The following is a 24,579-nucleotide window of genomic DNA, read 5'->3' on the forward strand; positions in this document are numbered from 1 at the left end:
GATACCGATCGGCTGGGAGCGACGAGGATGGTTCTGCTGGGAGAACTCGTCATGATCTTGGACCTGCACCGACAGGGCCTGTCCGTCTCCGCCATCGCCCGCCGGACCGGCCGCGATCCGAAGACGATCCGCAAGTACATCGAGCGCGGCCTCGAGCCGCCGGCCTACGGCCCGCGTCAGCCCGGCCGCCCGAGCAAGCTCGCGCCCTATCTCGATTATCTGCGCGAGCGGATCACCGCCTTCCCCGACCTGAGTGCCGTGCGCCTGACCCGCGAGTTGCGCGAGCGCGGCTACACCGGTGCCTACACCGCGGTGAAGCGGTTCGCCGCCGCGATCCGGCCGCCCGAGGCCAAGCCCTACGAGGTCCGCTTCGAGACCCCGGCCGGCCAGCAGGCGCAGGTCGACTTCGCCCGCTTCCTCGTCACCTTCACGGATGCGCCGGACACGACCTGCATCGTCTGGCTGTTCTCGCTGGTGCTCGGCCATTCCCGGCACATCGAGGCGCGCTTCGTCCTGCATCAGGACCTGCAAACGCTGCTGCGCTGTCACATGCAGGCCTTCACCGCGATCGGCGGCGTGCCGATCGAGATCCTCTACGATCGCATGAAGACGGCGGTCACCGGCGAGGATGCGGACGGCCACATCGTCTACAACCGATCCCTGCTGGCACTCGCCCAGCACTACGGATTCCTGCCGCGCGCCTGCCGCCCGTACCGGGCCAAGACCAAGGGGAAGGTCGAGCGACCGTTCTCCTACATCCGCCAGGACTTCTTCCTCGCACGTTCCTTCCGCGACCTCGACGACCTCAACCGCCAGCTTCGGAGCTGGCTCGATACCGTCGCCAACGTCCGCTTGCACGGCACCACGCAGCGGATCGTCTCGGAAGCCTTCGCCGCCGAGCGGCCCGAGTTGCAGCCCTTGCCGGCTCTGCCCTTCGACGCTCTGCTCACGCTGGAGCGGCGCGTCAGCCACGATGGCCTCGTCTCGATCGGTGGCAACTATTACAGCGTACCGGATCGGACCCGGCGCGTCGTCGAGGTGCATCAGTTGCCCGACACGATCCGCATCCTCGATGGTGGCCGGCTCGTCGCGAGCCATCCGATCCTGGAGGGACGACGGCAGTACCGCATCGACCCCGACCATCGGCAAGGCACGGCCGCTCGGGCCATGCGCCACGGCCATCCCGACAGTCTGCCGATCGGCCGCCATGGCGATCACGTCGCCCGGCGCTCGCTGGCTGTCTACCAGGCAGTCGGCGAACGGCTCGCCGGCGGGATCGGAGGCCAGCGATGAGCCGCACCGCATCCTGTGCCATCACGACCCTCGACAGCATCAAGCGCAGCTTGGTCGGCCTGCGCATGCCGCGCGCCCTGGAGGTGCTCGACGCGACGGTCCGGCGCATCGAGCAGGGCGAGATCGACGGCTTGGCCGCCCTCGACGTGATCCTGACCGAGGAACTGACGCTGCGCGAGAACCGCCGCGTGAAGACCGCCCTGCTGGTCGCGCGCCTGACCACGATCAAGACGCTGTCCGGGTTCGACTTTGCCTTCCAGCCCTCGCTCGACCGCGAGCGCGTCCTGGCGCTGGCGGAACTGACCTTCATCGACCGGGCCGAGGTCGTCCATCTGCTCGGACCACCCGGCACCGGCAAGAGCCATCTGGCGATCGCGCTCGCCGTCGAGGCGGTCAAGGCCGGGCGCAGCGTCGTGTTCTCGACGCTGGCCGACCTCGTGACCTCGCTGGCCAAGGCCGAGCGCGACGGCTCCCTGCGCGAGCGCATCCGCTATCTCTGCCGGGCCTCGCTGCTGGTCGTGGACGAGATCGGCTACCTCCCCGTCGTCCCCGGTGGCGGCAACCTGTTCTTCCAACTCGTCAACGCGCGCTACGAGCGCGGGGCGATGATCCTGACTTCGAACCGCGGCTTCGCCGAGTGGGGCGAGGTGTTCGGTGATCCGGTCGTGGCGACAGCCCTGCTCGACCGACTCCTCCACCATGCCGTGGTGATCCAGATCGAGGGGGCGAGCTACCGCCTGCGCCAGCACGCCGACCTCGTCCCCGAGCACGTCCGCTCCAAGGCCCTGATCGTTCCGCCGCCCGCACCCAGGCGTCGCGGTCGTCCACCCGGAAAGGCTGCCTCCGATCACACGGCCGGCTGATCACCGATCCGCACCGAACCCGCCGGCCAGGGAATTTTGAAAGCCCACAATTGCGGAGACTTCGGTGCCCGTTGACAGCACCCGCTGGTTGGCGACCGTGCGCAGCCAGCGACCCGCCGCCAGGTTGGCCGCCTCCCGGTCGAGCACCAGCCCCTCCTGGCCGAGCCGGCTGGCCAGCGGCACGTAGAAGCTGCCGCGCAGGTAGCGGATGAAGCGCTCGACCTTGCCCTTGGTCTGCGCCCGTCCGGGCTGGCACAGCCGGGGCCGGAAGCCGCAATGGCGGGCAAAGTCCAGGAAGCCGGCCTGGAAGCGGTGACGCCCGCGACCGTAGGCGTTCCGCTCCACCACCACGGTGCGCATGTTGTCGTAGAGTACCTCGCGCGGCACGCCCCCGAAGGCCAGGAAGGCGTTCTCGTGGGCGGCGATCAGCGTCTCGAGGCGCTCGTCGGTGACGAACTCGAGGTAGGCCGCCCGGCTCCAGCCCAGCGTCGCCACGAACACCGAGAGCCGGTCGGCGCCGCGCCGCATCACCGCCCAGTCGACCTGCATCTGCTCGCCCGGCGCGGTCTCGAAGCGCACCACCGGCTGCGGAACTGGCGCCGGCGTCAGGCCAGCGACGAACTCCTTGAGCATCGTGTAGCCGCCCGCATAGCCCCGCTCGCGCAACTCGACGAGCAGCACGCTGGCCGGGATCCGGTCCGGCGCTGCCGCAGCCAGGCGCTCCACCACGTAGCCCTTGAACGGATCGAGCTTGCCCGGTCGGGGCGGTCGCCCCTTGTAGCGCGCCGCCGCCTCGTCGCGCAGGTAGCGCCTCACCGTGTTGCGCGACAGACCCGTCGCGCGGGCAATCTCGCGGATGCCCTTCCCATGCCGATGCAACACCCGGATCTCCAACGCTGCCTCCTCACCCACCATCCGGGCCTCCTCCCGCAGAAGGAGCCCAGCCTACGGCCTGGGTCAGGATTCAATCGGCGACCGGGTCAGTTTCACATCGGCGGCTACATTGATCATGGACGAGGTCCCACAGGTGGATCAGTTCGAGGAGTTGCGCCTGCCCGAGACGCACCACCTGATCACGCCCCACCTCGCGGTCGTGCCGACCGGTGCCGCCTACGCGCGGCTCGTCACCCCCGAGGACGCCCTCGCTGCCCAGGAGAACGGCCAGTGAGCGCGCTGAAGATCGCCCGCAACGAGCACGGCGATGACGTGCTGAAGGTGCTGGAGCCGCTCACGCGCCGGGTCACATCCGGCCAGTGGGATGTCCACGTCGATCAGGCTCAGTTCGAGCGCCTGATCCGGGGTGAGAAGGCAGGATCGTTGCGCACCTACTCGCTCTTGCGCCCTTCGGTGTTCGCGGGGTTCAAGGGCGTGCTAGTGCACTGACTCATTCGGATGGTGCAGCGTTGCCGTTGACGGCATTGAGGATGGCGGCGGCCGGCTTGGTCCAGACGAAGGGCTTTGGCCTGTCGTTGTGCTCGGTGATGTAGCGGTTGATCGCAGCCTGAAGGTCGACGATCCCGCTGAAGCTGCCACGTTTCAGCCTGCGCCGGGTCAAGGCCGAGAAGAAGCCCTCGACCGCGTTCATCCACGAGGCCGAGGTCGGAGTGAAGTGGAAGATCCAGCGCGGATGCCGGGCCAGCCAGGCTCGCACTTTCGGGTGCTTGTGGGTGGCGTAGTTGTCCAGGATCACATGGATCAGTTTGCCGGCCGGCACCGCGGCCTCGATAGTGTTGAGGAAGCGCAGGAACTCGTCGTGGCGATGACGCTGCATGCAGCGACCGATCACGGTGCCCTCCAGCACGTCGAGCGCGGCAAACAGCGTCGTGGTACCGTGACGGACGTAGTCGTGGGTCTGGGTTTCGGGACGACCTGGCGTGACGGGACGACCTGGCGTGACGGGTCGGCTCGGACGGGTGCGTTCCAGGGCCTGGATCTGGCTCTTCTCGTCGAGCGAGAGCACGGCGGCATGGCGCGGCGGATCCATGGAGAGGCCGACGATGTCCTCGACCTTCTCGGCGAAGGCTGGATCGTTCGAGCGCTTGAAGCTGCGGACCCGATGTGGCTGGAGGCGGTGTGCGTCCCAGATGCGCTGGACCGATCGTAAGGAGATCCCGACGGCCTGCGCCAGGGCGCGGCCGGTCCAGTGGGTGACCTCACCGGGCGGTTCGGAGCAGGTCAGCGCCAGCACCTCGGCGACGGTGTCGGTGGAGTGGGGCGGCTTGCCAGGCGGACGGGTCTTGTCGCGCAGCAGTCCCTCGACGCCTTCTTCGGCGTAGCGCTGTTGCCAGCGCCAGACGGCTGGCCGGCTGACGCCGGCCTGGCGGGCGACGTCGAGGACGGAGAGGCGTTCGGCCGAGAGCAGAACGATGCGGGCGCGCTGGATGTGCTTGAGGGACTGCGCCCGATCGGCGACGATGGCGGACAGGTGCGCCAGGTCGGCGGCGCTGGGAATCACGCAGACAGTCTGAGCCATGCCTCAGACTCGCATACCTCACGCCTGCCGTGAATCCTCTGAATGCGTCAATGCACTAGTTGCCTCCGCCTGTATGCCCGACACGATGTTCCACCGCCTCTTCACGGCCCGGGGCATCGTCTTCAAGCCGGCCACGAGCCTTGCCCGGGATTTGCGCTACCACGCCCACGAGCACGGGGAGCGCATCGCGATCCTCTACGCGGGTGAGGAGCCGTGGTCGAAGCGCTACCGGGATCGCAAGCTCAACGGACAGGACGCGACGGTTCTCGATCAGATTAGGGCCGCCGTAGGCGACCTCGTCGGTGATGAATCGTTCGTCTGGATGGGCAACACGGACCTGAGCGATGGCTTCTTCGCCCAGACCGGGGCCGCACGGCTGCCCAACACCCCACACGGCCTGAACGGCTACCAGGGCTACCACAACGTGGTGGCGCTCTCGGCCCTCAACCCGCCTCTGGCCCACTTCGGGTTCATGGAGGGGCGCGGTATCAACGGCGAGGAAATGCGCACCGCCCACTACCGTACGGCGGTCTATCAGGCGGTGATGCGTTGCTCGATCCGCAATCCGGATGACGCCACGCCCAAACGCGTCGTCGTCATGGACCGCGACACGGCCGAGTGGCTGGCAGACCTCTTCCCCGGAGCCAAGGTCGAGCCGCTGCCCGGCATGGGGCTGGTGCCCCGCAAGGGTCAGCCCGGCCGGCGGCGCAAGCACGCGAGCAACGCGGATCGGGTCCAGGCGCACCGCGAGCAGGAGAAGCGCAAGCTGCTCGCGCACCTCGACCTGATCAACGGCACGTCACTGGTGACGGGTCGCTACCCCTTCTTCGACCAAGAGGTCCGGGCTGGAATGCGCGAGGTCGCGTGTAACGAAAAGGCTTTAAAGGAAGGGGATATCGTTACACCGCAGGCGGCACCGCAGACCTGCGGCACCGCCTTCGGCTCGATCCGGCACGTTGAAGAGAGGTGCGCGATGTGCGCTCCTCTCCCCACCTCCCAGTTCGAGCACGCCTTACCCGAGCGCATGTTCTGCGAAGCGGCCACACTGCTGCTCGATCAGTTCGTGGCCGCTGGCGGTGAACCCGAAGGGCTAGAGCGTGTTATGAACGAGTTAGGGTGGCGTTGCGTTGAGAGTGATGCCGACCGATCGCCGCGCCTACCCGTCCGACGTGTCCGATGAAGAATGGGCGCTGGTGGCCCCCTACCTCGCGTTGCTGCGGGAGGACTCGGCCCAGCGCGACCACGATCTGCGCGAGGTGTTCAACGGGCTGCGCTCCATCGTGAAGACGGGTGCGCCTTGGCGGTTCATGCCGCACGATTTGCCGCCATGGGCCACGGTCTACCAGCAGACGCAACGCTGGCTATCAGCCGACAGCTTCGTGGATGTGGCTGGCGACCTGCGGGCGGTGCTGCGGATGGCGGCGGAGCGGGAGCCAGAGCCCTCGGCGGTGATCCTCGACAGCCGGACGCTGCGGTCCTCGCCCGAGAGCGGCGAGCGGGCAGGCTACGACGGGGCCAAGCGCAAGCGGGGGGCGAAGGTGCCTCTGGCGGTGGACACGCCCGGCCATGTCGTGGCGCTGCACGTGACGCCCGCCAGTACCGACGACCGGGCCGAGGTCGGCCGGCTGGCGGCCGGTGTTCAGGCGGAGACAAGCGACAGCGTCAAGTTGGGCTTTGTCGATCAGGGCTATTCCGGTCCCAAGCCCGCAGCCGCCGCGAGTGCCCACGGCATTGACCTGGAGGTGGTGAAGGCGCCCCAGGCCAAGCGCGGCTTCGTCCTGCTGCCGCGCCGGTGGGTTGAACCGCTCCGGGTTTTTCGGAGGCTTGTTGGCTTGGGTCAGGCGGCCGAGGCCTGGTCGCCGACGTGAGCATAGTAGCGCGCTTCGGCCTCGGCGGGAGGGACGTTGCCGATTGGCGCGAGGAGGCGACGGTGGTTGTACCAGTCGACCCACTCCAGGGTGGCGTACTCGACGGCCTCGAAGGAGCGCCAGGGTCCGCGTCGGTGGATGACCTCTGCCTTGAACAGGCCGTTGATCGTCTCCGCCAAGGCATTGTCGTAGCTGTCGCCGACGCTGCCGACCGACGGCTCGATGCCTGCTCCAGCCAGGCGCTCGGTATAGCGTAGAGCCAAGTATTGCGAGCCGCGGTCCGAGTGATGCACCAGCCCGCTGCCCTGACCAGGGCGACGCTCGTGCAGCGCCTGTTCCAGAGCATCCAGGACGAAGCACGCGTGAGCGCTGCGTGAGGCCCGCCAACCGACGATGCGCCGGGCGAACACATCGATGACGAAGGCCACATAGACGAAGCCCGACCACGTCGGCACGTAGGTGAAGTCGCTGACCCACAAGGCATTCGGCCGGGGAGCCTTGAAGTGGCGGTTGACGCGGTCGAGAGCGCAGGCAGCGGCCGGGTCGGGGATCGTGGTGCGTACGGTCCTGCCACGCACCACCCCCGCCAAGCCCAATCGGCGCATCAGCCGCGCCACCGTGCATCGCGCGGTCACGATCCCCTCCCGGGCCAGTTGCCGCCAGACCTTCCTCACGCCGTAGACGCAGAAGTTGGCCTCGAACACGCGCTGGATCTCGATCATCAACGCGGCGTCGCTGCGCGCACGAACCGGCTGCTTCTCGGGATCGGCACGTCGGGCCGCATGCAGGTAGTAGGTCGACGGGGCGATCGGCAGCACCCTGCAGATCGGCTCGACCCCGTAGACCTCCCGGTGATCGTCGATGAAGCTGATCATGGCCGTGACCGGCGGTCGAGCTCCGCCATGGCGAAATACGCCGACGCTTTGCGCAGGATCTCGTTGGCCTGGCGCAGCTCGCGGTTCTCTCGCTCCAGCGCCTTGATCCGCTCGCGCTCGTCCGTCGTCTGCCCGGGTCGCACGCCCTGATCCCGCTCGGACTGGCGCACCCAGTTCCTCAGCGTCTCGCCCGAGCAGCCGATCTTGGCGGCAATCGACTGGATTGCCGACCACTGCGAGCCGTGCTCGCCCTCGTGCTCGCGCACCATCCGCACGGCACGTTCACGCACCTCAGGGGAAAACGGGGCTGTTCGTTTCGTCATGGCTCCATCCTCTCAGAAGTTGGAGCCTCCGAAAAACCCGGAGCAGTTCAGTATCGTGGCGAATTGGGGAGCGTCGCAATCCTTGGCCAGTTCGGCGAGGTGCCCGAGGACTTCGCTGAGCAGGCGAGTGGCGGGTGATTGTCACCATTGGTCGCGACGTGCCGTAGTCCACTGTGGCCTGCCTGGGCTCGACAGGCACACCCGACGGCTCCTAAATACGTCCTCATAATTTTTGTGGTATGCTGGTGTGTTATCAGGGGGCCGCGATGCGCGCCTTGCATCTGGACAAGCTGAACGTCGATCAGCTGCGCGGGCTTGACGATCTCTATCGCATGACGCGTGACGTCCGGGTCCGCACGCGTGCGCAGATGATCCTGCTGCTGGCCGAGCAGGGCCTCACCATCTCCGAGGTCGCCACGATCGTGCGCGAGAGCGGTGAGACGGTCCGACGCTGGGTCCATCGCTATGAGGCCGAGGGCATCGACGGACTCTCCGACGCGCCGCGCTCGGGCAAGCCGGCCAAAGCCGGAGCCGCCTATCGCGAGCGGCTGGTCGAGCTGGTGCGGCGACGGCCCCGCGCCCTGGACCTGCCGTTCTCGATGTGGACCGCCGCCCGGCTGGCCGACCGCTTGGCGGAGGAGACGGGCTTGCGCATGAGCGTGGCGAGCATCCATCGACTGTTGCGCTCGGCTGGTCTGGGGTTCGGTCGTCCCCAGCACACGATCAGCAGCCCGGATCCGGACTATGCTGTCAAAAAAAGGCGGTCGAACGCGCTCGCGACGGCCTGAGGCCCGGCTCGGTCTTCTACTACGCCGACGAGTTCAACATCAGCTGGTATCCGACCTTGCGGCCGATGTGGGGTCCCAAGGGGCAGCAGGTGATGATCCCGACCCCGATGCAGCCGACGCGGCGCTATGGGCTCGGGGCGGTTGATTGGCAGAGCGGCCAGACGGTGGTCCTCACCCGCCCTCATAAGCGGCGACGCGAGGTCGCTGAACTCCTCGAAGCGCTCCTGAAAAAGCACCCGACCGAGACCGTCTACGTCGCCTGGGATAATGCCAGCACGCACGAGGACGATGAGGTCGAGGCGGTGCTGCGCGGCGCGGCCGGGCGCCTCGTCCTGCTTTACCTCCCGACCTACAGCCCGTGGCTGAACCCGATCGAGATGCTCTGGCGCCAGTTCCGCCGCGAGGTCACACACTGCGAGCTGTTCGCCAGCATCGACGCTCTGGTTGAAGCCGCCCAGGCTTTCTTCGACCGTTACAACCGCAAGCCAGGCGGTGTCTGCTCCATCATTGGAGCGCATCCCACATGACTTCCGCGGCTGTACTTAGTGGTCTGAGTTAGAGATCTGTGTGCAGAAGCGGCCGACACTGGCCAAGATCGCGTCGGCTGACTTGGTCCAGACGAATGGCTTGGGATGAGCGTTGGTTTCGGCGATGTAGTCTCGGATCGCTGCCTCCAGGCCCTCTGTGCTGCTGAACGCACCGCGCTCCAGCCGACGCCGGCTCAGAACGGAGAACCAGCACTCCACGAGGTTGAGCCACGACGCGCTCGTCGGCGTGAAGTGGAGGTGGAACCGCGGATGCTGGACCAACCCGTCATGCACCAGGGTCGTCTTGTGCGTCTTCAGGTTGTCGAGCACGAGATGCACCTCCAGATCGCGTGCGACGCTGCTCTCGACCTGCTCCAGGAAGGCGCGGAACTCGACGCTGCGATGACGCGGCTTGCAGCTCCCGATCATCGTTCCGGCTTTCACGTCGAGGGCGGCAAACAGGTCGAGCGTGCCATGCCGGCGATAGTCGTGTGTCACGCGCTCGGCCTGGCCCGGCCGGAGGGGAAAGGCTGCAGCCGTACCCTGCACCGCCTGGATCTGCGGCTTCTCGTCGACGCACAACACCAGCGCGCGATCGGGTGGGGCCAGGGAGAGGCCGACCACGTCGCGCACCTTCTCCACGAACGCGGGATCCGCGGAGAGCTTGAAGGTGTCGGCTTGGTGCGGCCGCAGACCGAAGGCGCGCCAGATGCGTGACACCGCACTCTGGCTCATGCCCGTCTGGCTCATGCCCGTACGGCGCGCCATCGCGCGGGTGCTCCAGTGCGTGGCGTTGGCCGGTGCCTCTTCCAGAGTGAGAGCGACCAAGCGCTCGACAGCCTCGTCACCGATGCTGCGGGGCGCTCCGGAGCGCGGCGCGTCGACCAGCCCCGGCAGCCGATGCGCGGCGAAGCGGCTTGAACCGCCCCGGGTTTGTTGGAGGCTGTTTGTCTTGGGTCAGGCGGCCAAGGCTTGGTCGCCGACGTGAGCATGATAGCGCGCTTCGGCGTCGGCGGGAGGGATGTTGCCGATCGGCTCGAGGAGGCGACGGTGGTTGTATCAGTCGACCCACTCCAAGGTGGCGTACTCGACCGCCTCGAAGGAGCACCACGGCCCGCGTCGGTGGATCACCTCCGCCTTGAACAGACCGTTGATCGTCTCCGCCAAGGCGTTGTCGTAGCTATCGCCGACGCTGCCGACCGACGGCTCGATCCCTGCTCCAGCCAGGCGCTCAGTGTACCGTAAAGCCAAGTATTGCGAGCCGCGGTCCGAGTGATGCACCAGACCGCTGCCTTGCACAGGGCGACGTTCGTGCAGGGCCTGTTCCAGAGCATCCAGCACGAAGCTCGCATGTGCACGACGTGATGCTCGCCAACCAACAATGCGCCGGGCGAACACATCGATGACGAAGGTCACGTACACGAAGCCCGACCACGTCGCCACGTACGTGAAGTCGCTGACCCACAGAGCGTTCGGCCGCGGAGCCTTGAACTGACGGTTGACGCGGTCGAGGGGGCAAGCTGCGGCCGGGTCGGGGATCGTGGTGCGCATGGTCCTGCCACGCACCACCCCCGCCAAGCCCATCTTGCGCATCAGCCGCGCCACCGTGCATCGAGCGGTCACAATCCCCTCCCGCGCCAGCTGCCGCCAGACCTTCCGCACGCCGTAGACGCAGAAGTTGGCCTCGAACACGCGCTTGATCTCGATCATCAACGCGGCATCGCTGCGAGCACGAACCGGTTGCTGGCCGGGGTCGATACGCCGGGCAGCGTGCAGGTAGTAGGTCGACGGGGCGATCGGCAGCACCCTGCAGATCGGCTCGACCCCGTAGACGGCTCGATGATCGTCGATGAAGCTGATCATGGCCGCGACCGGCGGTCGAGCTCCGCCATGGCAAAATATGCGCTCGCCTTCTGCAGGATCTCGTTGGCCTGACGCAGTTCGCGAACCTCCCGCTCCAGCGCCTTGATCCGCTCGCGCTCGTCCGTCGTCTGTCCGGGTCGCACGCCCTGATCCCGCTCAGACTGGCGCACCCAGTTCCTCAGCGTCTCGCCCAAGCAGCCGATCTTGGCGGCAATCGACTGGATCGCTGCCCATTGCGAGCCGTGCTCGCCCTCGTGCTCGCGCACCATCCGCACGGCGTGCTCACGCACCTCAGGGAAAACGGGGCTCTTCGCTTCGTCATGGCTCCATCCTCTCAGAAGTTGGAGCCTCCGGGAAACCCGGGGCGGTTCAATTCGCTGTCTGATCCTGCGCACAGGTCAGGTCGCTCAGAAAGGGGCGCAGGAGGAAAGTCGACCCGCGCAGGGCCTCAAAGATGGAGCGGCCGAGAGTGTTGACCGCGGCGCCAGCGCTTGGAACGGCGGTGAGATTGTCTCCCGGATCAGTCGGCCGCAGCACCCGCGTCCAGGTCTGCCCTGAAGCACGCACGGCACGCGCGGGCCGCTGCTGCCGGAGGCGTAGCATTGGCCTTGGGTATTTGGGCCGCCCGGCGTCGCAAGAGTGAGGCCGTCGGCGCGGGCGATGCCGATCAACGCCGAGAGTGAGAGGGCGAGGAGAAAAATGCGACGCATCAGACAACAACTCACACGTCAGAGAGCCCCCCCGGCGCAGGCGGACCGAAGCGCCAGCATCGGAAAGAGGGATGCCAGCCGGGTAGCCGGTGATAGCGTCGCCCGAGCCTGCGAGCGGGACGACCGTTAGCGTGGGGGCGCCGCCGAGGAAACGCCCCTCATCGACGATGACGAGATCCTGGCCGCGCGGGTAGCCGCCCACGTCGGGCAGCGACCACGTGCGCGAAGTGGCGAGAGCCGGAATGACGACGTGGACGGCGCCTGAGGGGATGGGCCAGTCCAAATCGGGGCCGACGATGCCGCCAAGAGACGCCTTGTCTGCGACGGCCTCTGCGGCGCCCGCTGCCGCGGCGGCGACGAGCTGGTCGTTCGTATAAAGCGGGGTGTAGCGCAGCGCACCATCGGGGTGCCGAGTGATAAGCACCCCGTCGGCCTGCTGGATCGCCCACTGACCGTTCTCCAAGGATTGCCGGTATTGGCTGCCGGGCGTGTTGGAAATCCGCCAAAGCGCGGACCTTGTAATCAACCACAACGCCGCTCCCGCCTATCGCTTACTCCGCCAGCACGACGCGGCTCCTCACCGTTCGAGTTGGCGGCAGTCCGCACAGCAGCCTGGATCGCGTTGCGCAGAAGGGTGCTGGCGGTCTCGCCGCGGCGGCGGGCGGCATCGTGGAAAGCCGCGTGCATCTCGAGCGAGACCCGGACGCCAATGAGACGAGGAAAAGCGGGCATGCTCTACTCCTTGCCAGAGTGATTTAGAGCATGAATACGCCGAGCGTTAAACGCCGATATCGCTTGGTATAATCATCGTCGCCAGAGGCGTGTTCTCTAAAACGTCTTACGTTGTTCGATCCCGTTCGCAATTGATCAAAAATCGTGTGGATGCGTCAGAATGGCGCAACGATACCCGGGCTGAGGTGATAAGCGACCGCAATTGAGGAATTGCGCTGGGGCAGACGCTGGGGTGAAGGCTCCCTCCCCTATGAGAAGGCGTTATGTGTCAGAGCTTTAGGATTGCAGTTTGGCGGTCTCTCTCCGCCAGCCCTTGACTAGCAAGCATTTGAAATCCATTATAATTTCATTTTTGCATTGTCCTAACCTAGGGTTATAGCGCATCATCCTACGCAATGTTCTGTGTAACGCGGCGCAGCGGGATGGCGGATTATCTGACCAACCGGGATGGCATCTGGTACCCCGTGCGGCGCGTGCCGGACGCAATCGCGGCGTTCGATCGGCGCGTCATCGTGCGTCAGACCACGAAAGGTCCGCCTCGCCGGCGATCCGCGGGGTGCCAAGGCGCGACGGGTCATCGACGCGCTCAACGCCGACATCGAGAACGATTGGTCCGGCCTGCTCGGCGGCCAGTCGCGGGATGCGCAGGAGCGCTACGACGCGGCGCGCAAGCGGGCCCGCGGCTTCGGCTTCGATTACCGCCTCGCGTCGAGCCTTGCCGAGCTGCCGGACGACGAGCTGCTCGCGCGCATCCGCACCTTCGTGGCCCAGCCACGCTCCGCCGAGGCCGCCACCGTCACGGCCGTGCTCGGCGGCGAGGCGCCGGCCCCCTTGCGGCTCTCGACGCTGTTCGCCGAGTTCGAGCGCCTGTCGGCCCCCGCCAACCGCAACCTCTCCCCAGACCAGCTGCGCAAGTGGCGCAACCCGAAGCTGCGCGCGATCGCCAACCTCGTCGGCGTCATCGGCGACCGGCCGCTGGACGAGGTGACCCGGGCCCAGGCCCTCGATTCCCGCGACTGGTAGCAAAACGGGTCCTGGCCGAGGGAATCGAGATCGCCACCGCCAACAAGGATTTCGGCCACCTGAACACGATGTTCAAGGCGGTCGAGCGGGCGCACCGGATCGGCCTCGGTCCGGTCTTCTGCGAGATGCGGATCGGCGGCCAGGTCCAGGGCCAGCGCATCGCCTTCGTGAACCGGCGGGCCGAAGCGTGGTGGCGGTTCCGCGAGGCCTTGGATCCGGACCAAAATGGCGGCTCTCCGATAGCGCTCCCACCCAACCCCGAGCTGCGTGCCGATCTCTGCGCCCCGACATGGACGCTGACGGCTCGCGGCATTCAGATCGAAAGCAAGGACGATCTCAGGAAGCGTCTCGGTCGCTCCCCAGGCAAGGGCGGCGCCGTGGTGATGAGTTGGAGCGAGGGCGAGCGCACTGCGGAGGCTCTCCGCAAGAGGGAGAAAGTCAAGGCGAAGGCGCCGGCTCTGGCGCCGAGGTTCGCTGGCCCGACAAGCTGGATGGGCTGATCCCCTCGCGCGTACTGCTGCAAAGGGCTGCGTTGTGTCCGTGGTACGCCGACGCGCGCCAGGGCGGCCCAATCCAACCCGGGCGCGCCGCCGTAGCGCGCGCCTCTCTGGCTAGTCTCTCAGGATACGAGTTCCTTGATTTGCAGTATATTGTTTGTATTTACCCCTCGCTCCATAATTATCGCACTGACTTTGATTGGGATTTTACTGATAATTCGGCGGAAAGTAAATTCCGTTACTATTTGTGCAGCCCTGCACGTGATGGCATGATGAATTTGATCGCGTGCCATATCCGCCATAATATTGCGCGCGAGCAGAAGCAGCGATGAGCATCACGCTCGCGGCAAGCAGATACTTCTTCATGAGACCTCCCCGCGCAGAAATGGTTCTCCGCGACGCCCCTGAATGGCACCGGTGGCACACGCTCGGCAATTGCAACCCGGACTCACTGGATAACAACCGCTCTGGATTGAGCGGCCGATCCTGTTTGGAGAAACGATTATCCGGTCGCCGCCTCGCCGACTCGCTCTTTCGCTCCGACGAGAGTATCGTTGGCTCAGTCGCATCCGTGCAGCTGCTTCTCAGAGGAGCGCTCCATGCCTGAGATCCGCATCGTCGGGACCGAGGACGGCACCTACACGATCTACTACGGCCACGAGGTGATCGCGTCGGGCCTTACCCATGGCCAAGCCATCGCTCATCTGATGCACGAGGGTGCGCGACTGGGCTGATCGACGGCCGGCGCCGCCCGCCAGCGTTCGGGCCTGAGCGAGATCGCGTTCGAGGCGATGCAGGTCGCCGCGGCCGGACTACCGTGCCTCTTGGCGACGCTGATCCTCCTGCTGGCTGGGGAGCCGCTGCACCAAGAGATTCTGCAGAAGCCGGCTCACGCCCTCTACCTGCGCCATTGTGCAGAACACGATCGGTCGTCAGGGTGGTGGTGCACGGGAAGCCGCGAGGCGCTGTCGCCATTTATCAGACCCGACGTTGCCACTCGACGACCGCAGCGACAGCCCCGTGACTGCACAGAAGCTCGAGCTGCCTGAAACCAGCCCAGCCTGACATAAGCGCCCTCAAGCGTCGCAAGGCATGGGTCTGATCGATATTTTTGAAGATGATGCGCGGTTTGTCTCACCGTAATGAGGCTTGACCTACCCATCCGGGCACGCGCTATCCTGAACCCGTAGAAGAACGAATAATCTGGGTCTCGGATATGGACGATACCTCGCAGCACGACATCGATTTTATCGGGATCACCGTCGACATCGTCGGCGCCTACGTCACGAAGAACAACGTTCCGGCATCGGAGCTGCCGAGTCTCATCGCGGCAACCTATGCCGCGCTGATGAAGCTGACCGCACCACCGACGTCCGAGGTCGAGAAGCCCACGCCGCCCATCCCGATCCGCAAGACGGTGACCCCGGACCACATCATCAGCCTGGAAGACGGTCGACCCTATAAGTCGCTGAAAAGGCACCTCTCAAGCCGAGGCATGACCCCCGACGAGTACCGGCAGAAGTGGAGCCTGCCCCGAGATTACCCTATGGTGGCGGCCAACTATGCTGCGGCGCGCTCCGAGCTCGCCAAGAGCTCGGGCCTCGGACAGATCCGGCGCAATCAGGCAGCCATCCGGAAGGCTGAAGCGGCAGCGCCCCCGCCAGCCCGCCGCGGCCGGCCGAAGAAGGCCGAACCCGTCGCGGAGTGACAGCGATTGGCGACGCTGGAACACTCCTAGCAAGAGAACATTGGCCCGACAGTCACACCAGCCTGCCGCCATATCGCTGCTCGGCTGGCGTCACGGGCGGGCCGGGTCTCCATGACGGGAAAACGCTCCGGCTCGCCTTACTTAGCCTAAACCTTCCGTGAGGGTTGCCCGCCAGCGCGCGGCATGCACAGCCTTCGTCGCCTCGCCTTCCCGACCACCCTTTCGGCGAGGCCGGCGAGCCGCGTCTCTTCGGAGGGAACACCTCGGCCCGCCGCGATCCTGCAATCCTGGCAAGCACCCGGCTCACCTGCGCGGCGAACCGTGATGCGCCGCGCGCGGTGGGCACACCGCGTGCGGTGAGGTCTACTGCCATGGCCTGCAACGTCGTAACGCCGCCGGCCTGCAGTTCCCCGAAATGGGAGCCAGATCGGCTGCCCGCCGCTTGGCCCGCTCCTGTCGGACGCGGAGGCTTGCCCTCCGCCCCTCATCCGCAAACCGACCCATCCGAGTTCGCACGTCGCTTCCTACAACGAGATCGTCCTTAACTCCGCTCGCGTCCCCGACTTAGTAGCCCCGTCCCCGGCATGGGAACGAAATGCGCCTGAGCAGCATTCCTGATACCAACCAGCTTGGCTGTAAGGACCGCTGCCCATGACCCTACTGATCGTCCTCATCCTCCTCATCCTGCTCTTCGGCGGCGGCGGCAGCTTCTACGGCGGCGGCCGGTACCGCACGGGGGGTCTCGGGATCGGCGGCATCCTGCTCATCATCCTGATTGTGCTCCTGCTCACCGGCCGGATCACCATCTGACCTACCGCCACCCGCCGCCTTCAAACCCTCCGGCGGGTGGCCTATCCGGTCAGATCACAGCCCGGCGTTTGCAGCCGCGCTGCCCGCATTCTGGTAGGTCGAGATTAACCCCGGAAACCGCTAAGCTCTCTCGGCAGCAAGCCCTCTGCTCCGGGGAGCGGGGATGCTGATCAGGCGGAAGCACAGCTTCTTCTACCCCATCGATCGGCCGCAACTCGCGGCTGCGACCCGCTTCCGCCGGGCGCGAGGCCGGTGCGAGGAATGTGCTCGCCCCATCTGCAGCGGGTCTTTCACCTCGGCGACGGCCGGTGGTGGGATGCCGAAGTCGCGAGCTGACGCGACGGCCAGGGCCGCCGTCTCCGGCAGCGGCTGCGCAACGAGGACTTGCTCGCTCGGGTCCGGATCACACGAAGGTAGTGCTGGCAACCGCGCACCGCGACCACGACACGGCCAACAACGAGGACGCCAACCTGGCGGCGTTCTGCCAGCGCAGCCATAGGCTGCACGACCGCGATGAGCATCAGCGCCGCCGCTGGCGCACCTTGTTCCGGCGCAAGGCCATGGGCGACCTGTTCCAGGGGCCGTACCCAGCTGCCTGAGATTACCCGGCCCAACCAAGAAGGCCCCGCCGCCTGGACGAGGCCATCTGCAAAGCCTGGACAGATGACCCGTCCAGGTTCACGCATGACCCGCACCACCGAACTCCGGGACCGAACATCCAGAGCAAGACCTCGACATCACCCTGGAACAGCTGATGGTCGATGCCATGAACGAGGCGCTGCGCCGGGCCGGTTGTTCAGCGCGTTGATGCGCGTCGCGTCAGTTTGCCGGAACACCGGAGGCGGAGGAGCCTTAGCCAGCACGGCGGGGCTCCTCTCCGTTCGAGTTGGCGGCAGCCCTCACGGTAGCCTGGATCGCGCCGCGCAGAAGGGTACTGGCGGTCTCGCCGCGGCGGCGGGCGGCATCGTGGAAGGCCGCGTGCATCTCGGGCGAGACCCGGACACCAATGAAACGATGAAATGCGGGCGTGCCCTACTCCTTACGGCAGCGATTTAGAGTATGAATACACCCAGAGTTAAACGTTTTTTATTTTGGTCTAGGCAGCACATCCAGCCGAACTTTCCCGGATTGTCTTGTTATGTCCGGTCTTGTTCATGAGCGAAAAAAATCGTGCGGATGCGTCAGAATGGCGCAACGACGAGCAAGGTGGTAAGGGAGCGACCGCAACCGAGGAACTACGCTGGGGTGAACCCTCCAACCCCTATGAGAAAATATGATATGTCATAGCCTTAGGCCGGCAGTTTGGCGGTCTCTCTCCGCCAGACATTCTTCCTCGATACCGACACACAATCTTGATCTGGACTGTCGGACGATTCGTCCGACGTGAGATCTCATCGGCCGCCGATGGGACAGAGACGGCTTCTTCCTGGCCGTGGTGTCAGGGCGCCGGAAGGCTGATCCTCCGATACGGCCCCAATCGCGTTTCCAGGGTCGGTCGAGGCGTTCCGGAGACCGCTTCGATGGTGTAGCGGCTTGCGTCGCGCCGCAGGGTGGACGCGGCGAGCCGGTGCAGGAAGGACGAGCGCCCGACATGATGCCGACGATCCGCGAGATCGAGGATGCCGATGTGCCCGCGGTGATCGCCCTGTGGCACGAGGCCGGGGTGGCGCGGCCCTGGAACGATCCCGCGACCGACATCGCCTTCGCCCGGCGCGGCGACCACGGCACCGTGCTGGTGGCGGAGGTCGAGGGCCGCGTCGTCGCGAGTGCGATGGCCGGCGAGGACGGGCACCGGGGCTGGCTCTACTACGTCGCGGTGGCGCCCGGACAGCAGGGCAGCGGGCTCGGGCGGCGGATGGTCGAGGCGGGCGAAGCCTGGCTCGCGGCGCGCGGCGTCTGGAAGGTGCAGCTGCTGGTGCGCCGGGAGAATGACGGGGTGCTCGGCTTCTACGATCACCTGGGCTATCGCGACACCAATGCGGTCTGTTTGCAGAAGGTGATCGCGAAGACTTGATTGTCGTCTGGAGCGACGGGGCGTCACGCGGTCGGCCTGCGACGGGCGAGGCGCGCGGCGCGACGCCGTCGCCAGGCACGGTCTCGTCACCGGCACCAGCAGCCTGTCGCGCGGCCTGGCACGCCCTTGCATCATCCGCAAAAAGGGGCTTACCACGCAGCCGGGCAGGACCGGCCGGTTGGAGCAGGGGCCCGCCAGGCGCGGTGCGCGGGTCACCTCGACCTCGGTCCGGACCGTCTGGTGTACCGGCCGCGCTCCGGCCCGGATTTCAACCTGATCGAGCAGGCCTCCGCCAAGCTGAAGACGTTGCTGCCGATCGCGGCCGCTCGCAGGGCGAGGCATGTCATGCCGCGATCCGGCAAGCCGTTGCGGCTTTCACCCCGCCGGACTGCCGCAACGACCTCAGCGCAGCTGGGGTGCCAGGCCGACAGGGACGTTTCGCCTTGAGCGGGCGACGCTCCAGGCCGGCAGAGCGGCCCTCGCGCTACCGCACGATCACCTTCGCGTCCGCGCCGACCCGGTTGTACAGGTCGACCACGTCGATGTTGCGCATGCGGATGCAGCCCGAGGAGGCCGCCTGCCCGATCCGCTCCGGCTCGTTGGTGCCGTGGATGCGGTAGAGCGTGTCCTTGCCGCTGGCATCCGCCAGGTAGAGGGCGCGGGCGCCGAGCGGGTTGGCGGGGCCGCCCTGCATCGCGTGGACGTGAGGCCAGCGCTTGATCATCTCGGCCGGCGGGTGCCAGTCCGGCCAGGAGGCTTTGCGGAAGATCCGCGCCGTACCGGACCAGCCATAGGCCTCGTCGCCGACGGTGACGCCGTAGCGGATCGCCTTGCGGTCGGGCAGCACGTAGTAGAGCTGGCGCTCCCTGGTCTCGACCACGATGGTGCCGGGCGCCTCGCCGGTCGGGTCCTCGATCATGTAGCGGGCGAAGCGCCGGTCGACCTCGGGCTCCGGCACCATCGCCATCCACTCCTTGTCCTTGGCCGACAATTCGGGATCGGGCGTGGCGCGGTACATGCAGCCCGGCAGCGCCAGGACGGCCCCCGTCAGGGCAAGCGCGAGGGCAAAGCGGGGGCGGCGCATCGGGGAAGACCCTTGCAATCAGGCGGGCAGGCCCGCGAATCAGTCGTCCCCCGACCCTAGAGCGTGGCTGTTGGCCCGCGAAGCGGGGGATGACGGTCCCAAATGAGATGCCGGGCTTGTGTTGCGTCCGGGCCATGGCCCTGCCACGGTACGGACAGGGAGGGGCCGCCGCAGGACGGCCCGACGGGAACGCTGGGAACGGGCACGATGTCGACGCTGTATCTCTGCCATCCGGCCTCCCTCGACCACGACACGCCGCCGGGACATCCGGAGCGGGCCGACCGCATCCGGGTGATCGAGCGGGCGTTGGAGGACGAGCGCTTCGCCGCCCTGGTCCGCGAGCAGGCGCCGCTCGCCGACCTCGCGGTGGCGGGCCTCGCGCATCCGGAGAACTACGTCGCGGCGATCGCCGCGGCGGCGCCGGACGAGGGCCTGGTGGCGCTCGATTCCGACACGGTGATGTCGCGGGGCTCCCTGGAGGCGGCGCGCCGGGCGCTCGGGGCCGCGGTGCGGGCGGTCGACGAGGTGATGGAGGGCCGTGTTGCCAACGCCTTCGCGGCGATGCGCCCGCCTGGCCACCACGCCGAGCGCGAGCGCGCCATGGGCTTCTGCCTGTTCAACACCGCGGCGGTGGCGGCACGCCATGCGCGCAAGCACCACGGCGCCGCCCGGGTGGCGCTCGTCGACTGGGACGTCCATCACGGCAACGGCTCGCAGGACATCTTTTGGGACGATCGCAACGTCCTCTACGCCTCGACCCACGAGATGCCGCTCTATCCGGGCACCGGCGCGGCGTCCGAGCGCGGCGAGCACGACACGATCGTCAACGTGCCGCTGCATGCGGGCGACGACGGCGACACGTTCCGGGAGGCCTTCGCCCATGGCGTGCTGCCGCGCCTCGACGCGTTCCGGCCCGACCTGATCGTGATCTCGGCCGGGTTCGACGCGCATTGGCGCGACCCGCTCGCCAACCTGAAGCTCACCGAGGCCGACTTCGCCTGGGCGACCCGGGAGCTGATGGAGATCGCCGACCGCCGCTGCGGCGGCCGGGTGGTGTCGCTGCTGGAGGGCGGCTACGACCTCATCGGGCTGTCGAAGTCGGTCGCCGCCCATGTCGAGACGCTGATGGGGCACTGAAGCCCCCCTGACGATCCGGCCGATCGCCGGCACCGCCGTCGGAAGCGATGACGGCGCCGGGGGGCGTTGTCGCGAGGGGCGCGGCAGCGCCCCTACCCCTCCGGCGGCTCGTCGGCGACGATCTCGATGCCGAAGCCCGAGAGGCCGACATAGGAGCGCGCGGCGCTCGAGATGTTGCGGATCGAGACCACGCCGAGGTCGCGCAGGATCTGGGCGCCTAGTCCCACCTCGCGCCACTGGCGCACCCGGGCCGCCTCGGCCCCGTCCTCGCCGGCGCCGTCGGGCAGCTGCGACAGCGGCACGCCGGCGGTGCCGTCGCGCAGGTAGACCAGCACGCCGCGGCCTTCTTGCGCGAAGCGGCGCATCACCGCCTCGATCGTGCGGCCGCCCTCGATCACGTCCGCCACCACGTTCGAGCGGTGCAGCCGCACCAGCACGTCGCGGCCCTCGCCGATGCGGCCATGCACGAAGGCGAATTGCTGCATCGGCTCGAACGGCGTGGTGTAGGCGTAGCCGGTCAGCTCGCCCCACTCGGTCTTGACCGGGAAGGTGCCGACCCGCTCGACCAGCTTCTCGCGCGCCTGCCGGTACGAGATCAGCTCGGCGACCGAGATCTGCTTGAGGCCGTGCTGTTGCGCGAAGGCGGTGATCTGCGGCCCCTTCATCACGGTGCCGTCGTCGTTGGCAAGCTCGCAGATCACGCCGACCGGCGGGAGCTTCGTCAGGCGGCAGAGGTCGACCGCAGCCTCGGTATGGCCGGAGCGCATCAGCACGCCGCCGTCCCGGGCGATCAGCGGGAAGACGTGGCCCGGGCGCACGAAGTCGGTGGCGCCCATGTTGCCGTTGGCGAGGGCCCGCACGGTGTTGCAGCGCTGCTCGGCCGAGATGCCGGTGGTGAGCCCGTGCTTGACGTCGACCGTGACCGTGAAGGCGGTGCCGAGCGGCGCGTCGTTCGAGGCCACCATCGGCTCGAGGCGCAGGCGCTTGGCCTCCGCGGCGGTGATCGGCGCGCAGACGATGCCGCAGGTGTTGCGGATGATGAACGCCATCTTCTCGGGCGTGCAGAGCGAGGCGGCGATGACGAGGTCGCCCTCGTTCTCGCGGTCGTCGTCGTCGGTGACGATCACGATCTCGCCGCGGGCGAAGGCGTCGAGGGCCTCGATGATCGATGCGTGGGTCACGGGCATCTCCTGTCCTGGGAGGCTGAGACCCAGGAAGTCGTTGGGGGTGACGGCGCCGCCCGTCTCCCGCGCCACGGCGGCGGCCGTGTCGCGCGAGAGCCAGGGCTCGGGATTGTTGCACAGGCCCGTCACCGCTGCCGGCGAGAGCCCGCAGCGCCGCGCGAAGTCGAGGCGGGTCACGCCCTGCTGCTTGAGCCAGTCACCGAGTTTCACGCCCCCGTCATAGCCCGCCCGCCGTTTCAGTCAAACTGAAAACCGGCAGCGCATTCAGGCAGGCTGAAAGCCCAACCCCTTCCGTCAGCCTCCGACCTGGCCACGATGGCGCAGGAGGTGGTCGGCGAGCACGCAGGCCATCATCGCCTCGCCCACCGGCACAGCCCGGATGCCGACGCAGGGATCGTGGCGGCCCTTCGTTCTGACGTCGACCGGGCGGTTGTCGCGGGTGACCGAGGCGCGCGGCGTCAGGATCGAGGAGGTCGGCTTGACCGCGAAGCGGCAGACCAGCGGCTGGCCGGTCGAGATGCCGCCGAGCACCCCGCCGGCATGGTTGGCCAGGAAGATCGGGGCCCCGTCGTTGCCCGGCCGCATCTCGTCGGCGTTCTCCTCGCCCTGCAAGGCAGCGGCCGCGAAGCCGTCGCCGATCTCGACGCCCTTGACGGCGTTGATCGACATCATGGCGGCGGCGAGATCCGCGTCGAGCTTGCCGTAGATCGGGGCGCCGAGACCGGCGGGCACGCCCTCGGCCACCACCTCGATCACCGCGCCGACCGACGAGCCCGCCTTGCGGATGCCGTCGAGATACTCCGCCCACTGCGCCGCCGCGGTCGCGTCCGGGCAGAAGAACGGGTTGTTGTTGACCTCGTCCCAGTCGAAGCGGGCGCGGTCGATGCCGTGCGGGCCGATCTGCACCAGGGCGCCGCGGATCGTCACCCCGGCCAGCACCTTGCGGGCAATGGCACCCGCCGCCACCCGGGCGGCGGTCTCGCGCGCGGAGGATCGGCCCCCGCCGCGATAGTCGCGGATGCCGTACTTGGCCTCATAGGCATAGTCGGCGTGGCCCGGCCGGTAGCTGTCGCGGATCTCGGAATAATCCTTGGAGCGCTGATCGACGTTCTCGATCATCAGGGCGATCGGCGTGCCGGTGGTGAGCTGGCGCCCGCCCGTGCGCTCGTCGGAGAAGACGCCCGAGAGGATGCGGACCTGGTCCGGCTCCTGGCGCTGGGTGGTGAAGCGCGACTGGCCGGGCCGGCGGCGGTCGAGCTCGGACTGGATTTCCGCCGCCTCCAGGGGGATCAGCGGCGGGCAGCCGTCGACGACGCAGCCGAGGGCCGGGCCGTGGCTCTCGCCGAAGGTGGTGACGCGGAAGAGGTGGCCGAAGCTGTTATGGGACATGGCGGCTATGGGACATGGCGGCGTCGCTCTAGAGCATTTTGGGCCGGACGGGAAATGATCTCGCGCGCCGGCCCGAACCGGGGGACGGAAGCCGGGAAGATCCGGCCCGGACGCACCTCGGCGACCGTCCACGACCACGTCCGCGCGCTGCGGGCGATCCTGAGGCCCGAGCGGTAGATCGACGTGGTCGGCCCCCTCCGGGGCGGGCCGACGCCCTCGATTGGTGTGTCCGCGACGGCGTGCGGGTGCTCCGCGCCACCGCCGGCGGTCATCCCGACGTCGACGCCCTGGTCGAGGATCCCGAGACGGGGCGCGTCCCAGACCGGATCGATCCGGACCTGATCCAGTTCCACTGCAACCAGCGATTGACCGCCGGTTGCGTCACCGCCGCGATCCGGCGCCGGATCCCCGACCTGATCACGAGGCATGACGGCCGGCGGATCTCGCCGCACCATCGCGGCGTGGCGGCCGATTGCGTCGTCGAGGGCCGGCACGGCTTCGTCGCCGACGTCGCGAACGAGGCCGGCCTCCTGGCGGCACTCCGGTGCATCGACGACAATTCGGCAATCCACCTGCGCTCGGCCGACTGCCCCCCGATCCGGACCGCGGATCAGCAGGCGGAGGAGCCGGCCGCCATCGACGGTCAGGTCCTCGAAGCGCCCCGGGCGAAGCGGGCCTGACCCGCTTCGCGCGCCGGACTACCTGGCGCCGAGGGGCACCCCTGCTCGCCGATGACGAAACGCCCCGGCATCGATGCGTCGATGCCGGGGCGTTTCCCGTGATGCAGGATGTCCGAGAGGTGCGCGCGTCAGGCCGGGGCCGCGTTCAGCGCCGCGGCTGGAACAGCGGCTGGGCCAGGGCCTCGGCCCGGGCCATCCACAGGTCGCGCTCGACCCGCAGCTCCTCGGCCTTGTCGACCTCGTGCTGCACATGGGCGCGCAGGGAGCGCAGCTCCTCGGCCAGCAGCGCCTGCAATTCGTCGTAGCGTCCGTGCTCCTGCCGCAGCCGTGCCTTGAGCATCATGTTCTCGGCCATCAGCGCGGCGAGGTCGTCCGGCTCCGCGCCGGCCGCGGGCGGCGGCGCAGCCTCTGGCGCCGGCGCCGGGGTCGCCCCGCCCGGTGCGACGATGCGCGGCTCCCAGGCCGGCGGGGCCTCGGCCGGACGGCGCGGCGCGGCACGGGCCTGGTCGGCAGCGTCGATCCGCGACAGGGTCGCGAGCCAGTCCTGCAGCGGGCCCGAAGGCTGCCGCGCGGCGGCGGTGGTCTGCGTCTTCAAGGCCGGTTCGGACACGCCGCATCTCCTGCGAATCTTGCCCCAGTTAACCGCCGGCATGGTTAAGAAGCCGTAAATGCGGGCCCGATGCGGGTGTGCCGGATGTCGGACGTTGACATCGCTCGCGCGGGGAGATAGGCCCCGGC

Annotated in this window: 23 protein-coding genes, 4 pseudogenes and 2 other annotated features; of the genes and pseudogenes, 17 read left to right on the forward strand and 10 right to left on the reverse strand. The window is 67.7% G+C overall.

The genetic code is table 11. The features are described from left to right. The first annotated feature begins 27 nt into the window (after nt 1-27). Together istA (DA075_RS29765) and istB are read left to right on the forward strand one after the other, a co-directional pair. The gene (istA, locus tag DA075_RS29765) at nt 28-1,293 is read left to right on the forward strand and encodes an IS21-like element ISMex13 family transposase (RefSeq protein ID WP_200602002.1); all 1,266 of its coding nucleotides are present in this window, start codon (nt 28-30) and stop codon (nt 1,291-1,293) included. After that, nucleotides 1,290-2,156 (forward strand): IS21-like element ISMex13 family helper ATPase IstB, encoded by an 867-nt coding sequence (gene istB / locus DA075_RS29770; RefSeq protein ID WP_099952836.1) that lies wholly within the window; start codon nt 1,290-1,292, stop codon nt 2,154-2,156. Before istA (DA075_RS29765) ends, istB begins: the two co-directional genes overlap by 4 nt. Here the strand turns inward: istB and istA (DA075_RS29775) are convergent, their stop codons facing one another. Then, on the reverse strand, nt 2,157-3,071 hold the full coding sequence (gene istA, locus DA075_RS29775; protein WP_210207007.1) for an IS21 family transposase: 915 nt from the start codon (nt 3,069-3,071) through the stop codon (nt 2,157-2,159). A gap of 112 nt (nt 3,072-3,183) precedes the next feature. Here istA (DA075_RS29775) and DA075_RS36860 point away from each other — a divergent pair, with 112 nt between their 5' ends. Beyond that, nucleotides 3,184-3,324 carry a hypothetical protein gene (locus DA075_RS36860; RefSeq protein WP_164712519.1) on the forward strand — a complete coding sequence of 47 codons (141 nt, stop codon included), beginning with the start codon at nt 3,184-3,186 and terminating at the stop codon, nt 3,322-3,324. Continuing rightward, the gene (locus tag DA075_RS29780) at nt 3,321-3,539 is read left to right on the forward strand and encodes a hypothetical protein (RefSeq protein ID WP_099956254.1); all 219 of its coding nucleotides are present in this window, start codon (nt 3,321-3,323) and stop codon (nt 3,537-3,539) included. Before DA075_RS36860 ends, DA075_RS29780 begins: the two co-directional genes overlap by 4 nt. A gap of 1 nt (nt 3,540) precedes the next feature. Here the strand turns inward: DA075_RS29780 and DA075_RS29785 are convergent, their stop codons facing one another. Then, nucleotides 3,541-4,629, reverse strand: a complete 1,089-nt coding sequence (locus tag DA075_RS29785) for an IS630 family transposase (protein ID WP_164712520.1) — start codon at nt 4,627-4,629, stop codon at nt 3,541-3,543. A gap of 85 nt (nt 4,630-4,714) precedes the next feature. Here DA075_RS29785 and DA075_RS29790 point away from each other — a divergent pair, with 85 nt between their 5' ends. Further along, the gene (locus tag DA075_RS29790) at nt 4,715-5,809 is read left to right on the forward strand and encodes a hypothetical protein (RefSeq protein ID WP_123834488.1); all 1,095 of its coding nucleotides are present in this window, start codon (nt 4,715-4,717) and stop codon (nt 5,807-5,809) included. Continuing rightward, nucleotides 5,766-6,428, forward strand: a pseudogene (locus DA075_RS29795) (IS5 family transposase); the annotation flags it as partial. The gene DA075_RS29790 and the pseudogene DA075_RS29795, both read left to right, overlap by 44 nt. A gap of 38 nt (nt 6,429-6,466) precedes the next feature. Here the strand turns inward: DA075_RS29795 and DA075_RS29800 are convergent. Beyond that, nucleotides 6,467-7,695 (reverse strand): IS3 family transposase gene (locus tag DA075_RS29800; protein WP_099952597.1). Its coding sequence is split into 2 segments (ribosomal slippage): nt 6,467-7,401 and nt 7,401-7,695, totalling 1,230 coding nucleotides; the frame shifts between segments, so codons are not numbered across the junction. After that, nucleotides 7,298-7,414, reverse strand: a sequence feature (AL1L pseudoknot). It overlaps the preceding gene by 117 nt. Nucleotides 7,696-7,961: 266 nt before the next feature. On the opposite strand from DA075_RS29800, the gene DA075_RS29805 reads away from it, so the two are divergent. Both DA075_RS29805 and DA075_RS29810 read left to right on the forward strand, forming a co-directional pair. Continuing rightward, entirely contained in the window at nt 7,962-8,483 is a 522-nt protein-coding gene (locus DA075_RS29805) for a helix-turn-helix domain-containing protein (RefSeq protein ID WP_099951551.1), read from the forward strand. Further along, entirely contained in the window at nt 8,480-9,010 is a 531-nt protein-coding gene (locus DA075_RS29810; RefSeq protein WP_099956321.1) for an IS630 family transposase, read from the forward strand. Before DA075_RS29805 ends, DA075_RS29810 begins: the two co-directional genes overlap by 4 nt. 15 nt (nt 9,011-9,025) lie before the next feature. Here DA075_RS29810 and DA075_RS29815 read toward each other — a convergent pair. The 3 genes and pseudogenes from DA075_RS29815 to DA075_RS36160 form a co-directional block, all read right to left on the reverse strand. Then, nucleotides 9,026-9,928 (reverse strand): annotated as a pseudogene (locus tag DA075_RS29815) (IS630 family transposase); the annotation flags it as partial. Between the two features lie 39 nt (nt 9,929-9,967). Further along, nucleotides 9,968-11,195: pseudogene (locus tag DA075_RS29820) on the reverse strand (IS3 family transposase). Further along, nucleotides 10,799-10,915, reverse strand: a sequence feature (AL1L pseudoknot). It overlaps the preceding pseudogene by 117 nt. 47 nt (nt 11,196-11,242) lie before the next feature. Continuing rightward, nucleotides 11,243-12,115, reverse strand: coding sequence for a hypothetical protein (locus tag DA075_RS36160; RefSeq protein ID WP_123834492.1), 873 nt, complete (start codon nt 12,113-12,115; stop codon nt 11,243-11,245). Between the two features lie 647 nt (nt 12,116-12,762). Here DA075_RS36160 and DA075_RS29825 point away from each other — a divergent pair. The 7 genes and pseudogenes from DA075_RS29825 to DA075_RS29850 all read left to right on the forward strand — a co-directional run bounded on the left by DA075_RS29825 (nt 12,763) and on the right by DA075_RS29850 (nt 18,367). Further along, complete coding sequence (locus DA075_RS29825) at nt 12,763-13,338, forward strand: hypothetical protein (RefSeq protein ID WP_099956256.1); 576 nt, start codon at nt 12,763-12,765, stop codon at nt 13,336-13,338. Nucleotides 13,339-13,406: 68 nt separating this feature from the next. Then, nucleotides 13,407-13,838, forward strand: a complete 432-nt coding sequence (locus tag DA075_RS29830) for a hypothetical protein (RefSeq protein WP_099956257.1) — start codon at nt 13,407-13,409, stop codon at nt 13,836-13,838. 596 nt (nt 13,839-14,434) lie between these two features. Next, a complete protein-coding gene (locus DA075_RS38275) occupies nt 14,435-14,569 on the forward strand; it encodes a hypothetical protein (RefSeq protein ID WP_269153912.1) in 135 nt (44 codons plus the stop codon). Nucleotides 14,570-15,051: 482 nt separating this feature from the next. Next, complete coding sequence (locus DA075_RS29835; RefSeq protein ID WP_099956258.1) at nt 15,052-15,543, forward strand: Ros/MucR family transcriptional regulator; 492 nt, start codon at nt 15,052-15,054, stop codon at nt 15,541-15,543. Nucleotides 15,544-16,194: 651 nt separating this feature from the next. Further along, nucleotides 16,195-16,353 (forward strand): DUF3309 family protein, encoded by a 159-nt coding sequence (locus DA075_RS29840; protein WP_099956259.1) that lies wholly within the window; start codon nt 16,195-16,197, stop codon nt 16,351-16,353. 163 nt (nt 16,354-16,516) lie between these two features. Beyond that, nucleotides 16,517-16,952 (forward strand): annotated as a pseudogene (locus DA075_RS29845) (hypothetical protein). A 992-nt stretch (nt 16,953-17,944) separates the two neighbouring features. Then, nucleotides 17,945-18,367 (forward strand): GNAT family acetyltransferase, encoded by a 423-nt coding sequence (locus tag DA075_RS29850; protein ID WP_099956260.1) that lies wholly within the window; start codon nt 17,945-17,947, stop codon nt 18,365-18,367. Between the two features lie 484 nt (nt 18,368-18,851). On the opposite strand, the gene DA075_RS29855 is transcribed toward DA075_RS29850, so the two are convergent. Further along, on the reverse strand, nt 18,852-19,451 hold the full coding sequence (locus DA075_RS29855; RefSeq protein ID WP_099956261.1) for a L,D-transpeptidase: 600 nt from the start codon (nt 19,449-19,451) through the stop codon (nt 18,852-18,854). A 207-nt stretch (nt 19,452-19,658) separates the two neighbouring features. Here DA075_RS29855 and DA075_RS29860 point away from each other — a divergent pair, with 207 nt between their 5' ends. Further along, the gene (locus tag DA075_RS29860) at nt 19,659-20,588 is read left to right on the forward strand and encodes a histone deacetylase family protein (RefSeq protein WP_099956262.1); all 930 of its coding nucleotides are present in this window, start codon (nt 19,659-19,661) and stop codon (nt 20,586-20,588) included. 92 nt (nt 20,589-20,680) lie between these two features. Here the strand turns inward: DA075_RS29860 and ribB are convergent, their stop codons facing one another. Both ribB and aroC read right to left on the reverse strand, forming a co-directional pair. Continuing rightward, on the reverse strand, nt 20,681-21,982 hold the full coding sequence (ribB, locus tag DA075_RS29865; protein WP_174800133.1) for a 3,4-dihydroxy-2-butanone-4-phosphate synthase: 1,302 nt from the start codon (nt 21,980-21,982) through the stop codon (nt 20,681-20,683). A gap of 84 nt (nt 21,983-22,066) precedes the next feature. Beyond that, complete coding sequence (aroC, locus tag DA075_RS29870; protein WP_099956263.1) at nt 22,067-23,161, reverse strand: chorismate synthase; 1,095 nt, start codon at nt 23,159-23,161, stop codon at nt 22,067-22,069. Between the two features lie 245 nt (nt 23,162-23,406). Between aroC and DA075_RS29875 the strand changes: the two genes are divergently transcribed. After that, nucleotides 23,407-23,841, forward strand: a complete 435-nt coding sequence (locus DA075_RS29875; protein ID WP_123834494.1) for a hypothetical protein — start codon at nt 23,407-23,409, stop codon at nt 23,839-23,841. A gap of 145 nt (nt 23,842-23,986) precedes the next feature. Here DA075_RS29875 and DA075_RS29880 read toward each other — a convergent pair whose 3' ends face one another. Then, nucleotides 23,987-24,451 carry a hypothetical protein gene (locus DA075_RS29880; RefSeq protein ID WP_099956265.1) on the reverse strand — a complete coding sequence of 155 codons (465 nt, stop codon included), beginning with the start codon at nt 24,449-24,451 and terminating at the stop codon, nt 23,987-23,989. Nucleotides 24,452-24,579 lie beyond the last annotated feature (128 nt).

This window comes from Methylobacterium currus, from assembly GCF_003058325.1.
GTDB classification, from domain to species: domain Bacteria; phylum Pseudomonadota; class Alphaproteobacteria; order Rhizobiales; family Beijerinckiaceae; genus Methylobacterium; species Methylobacterium currus.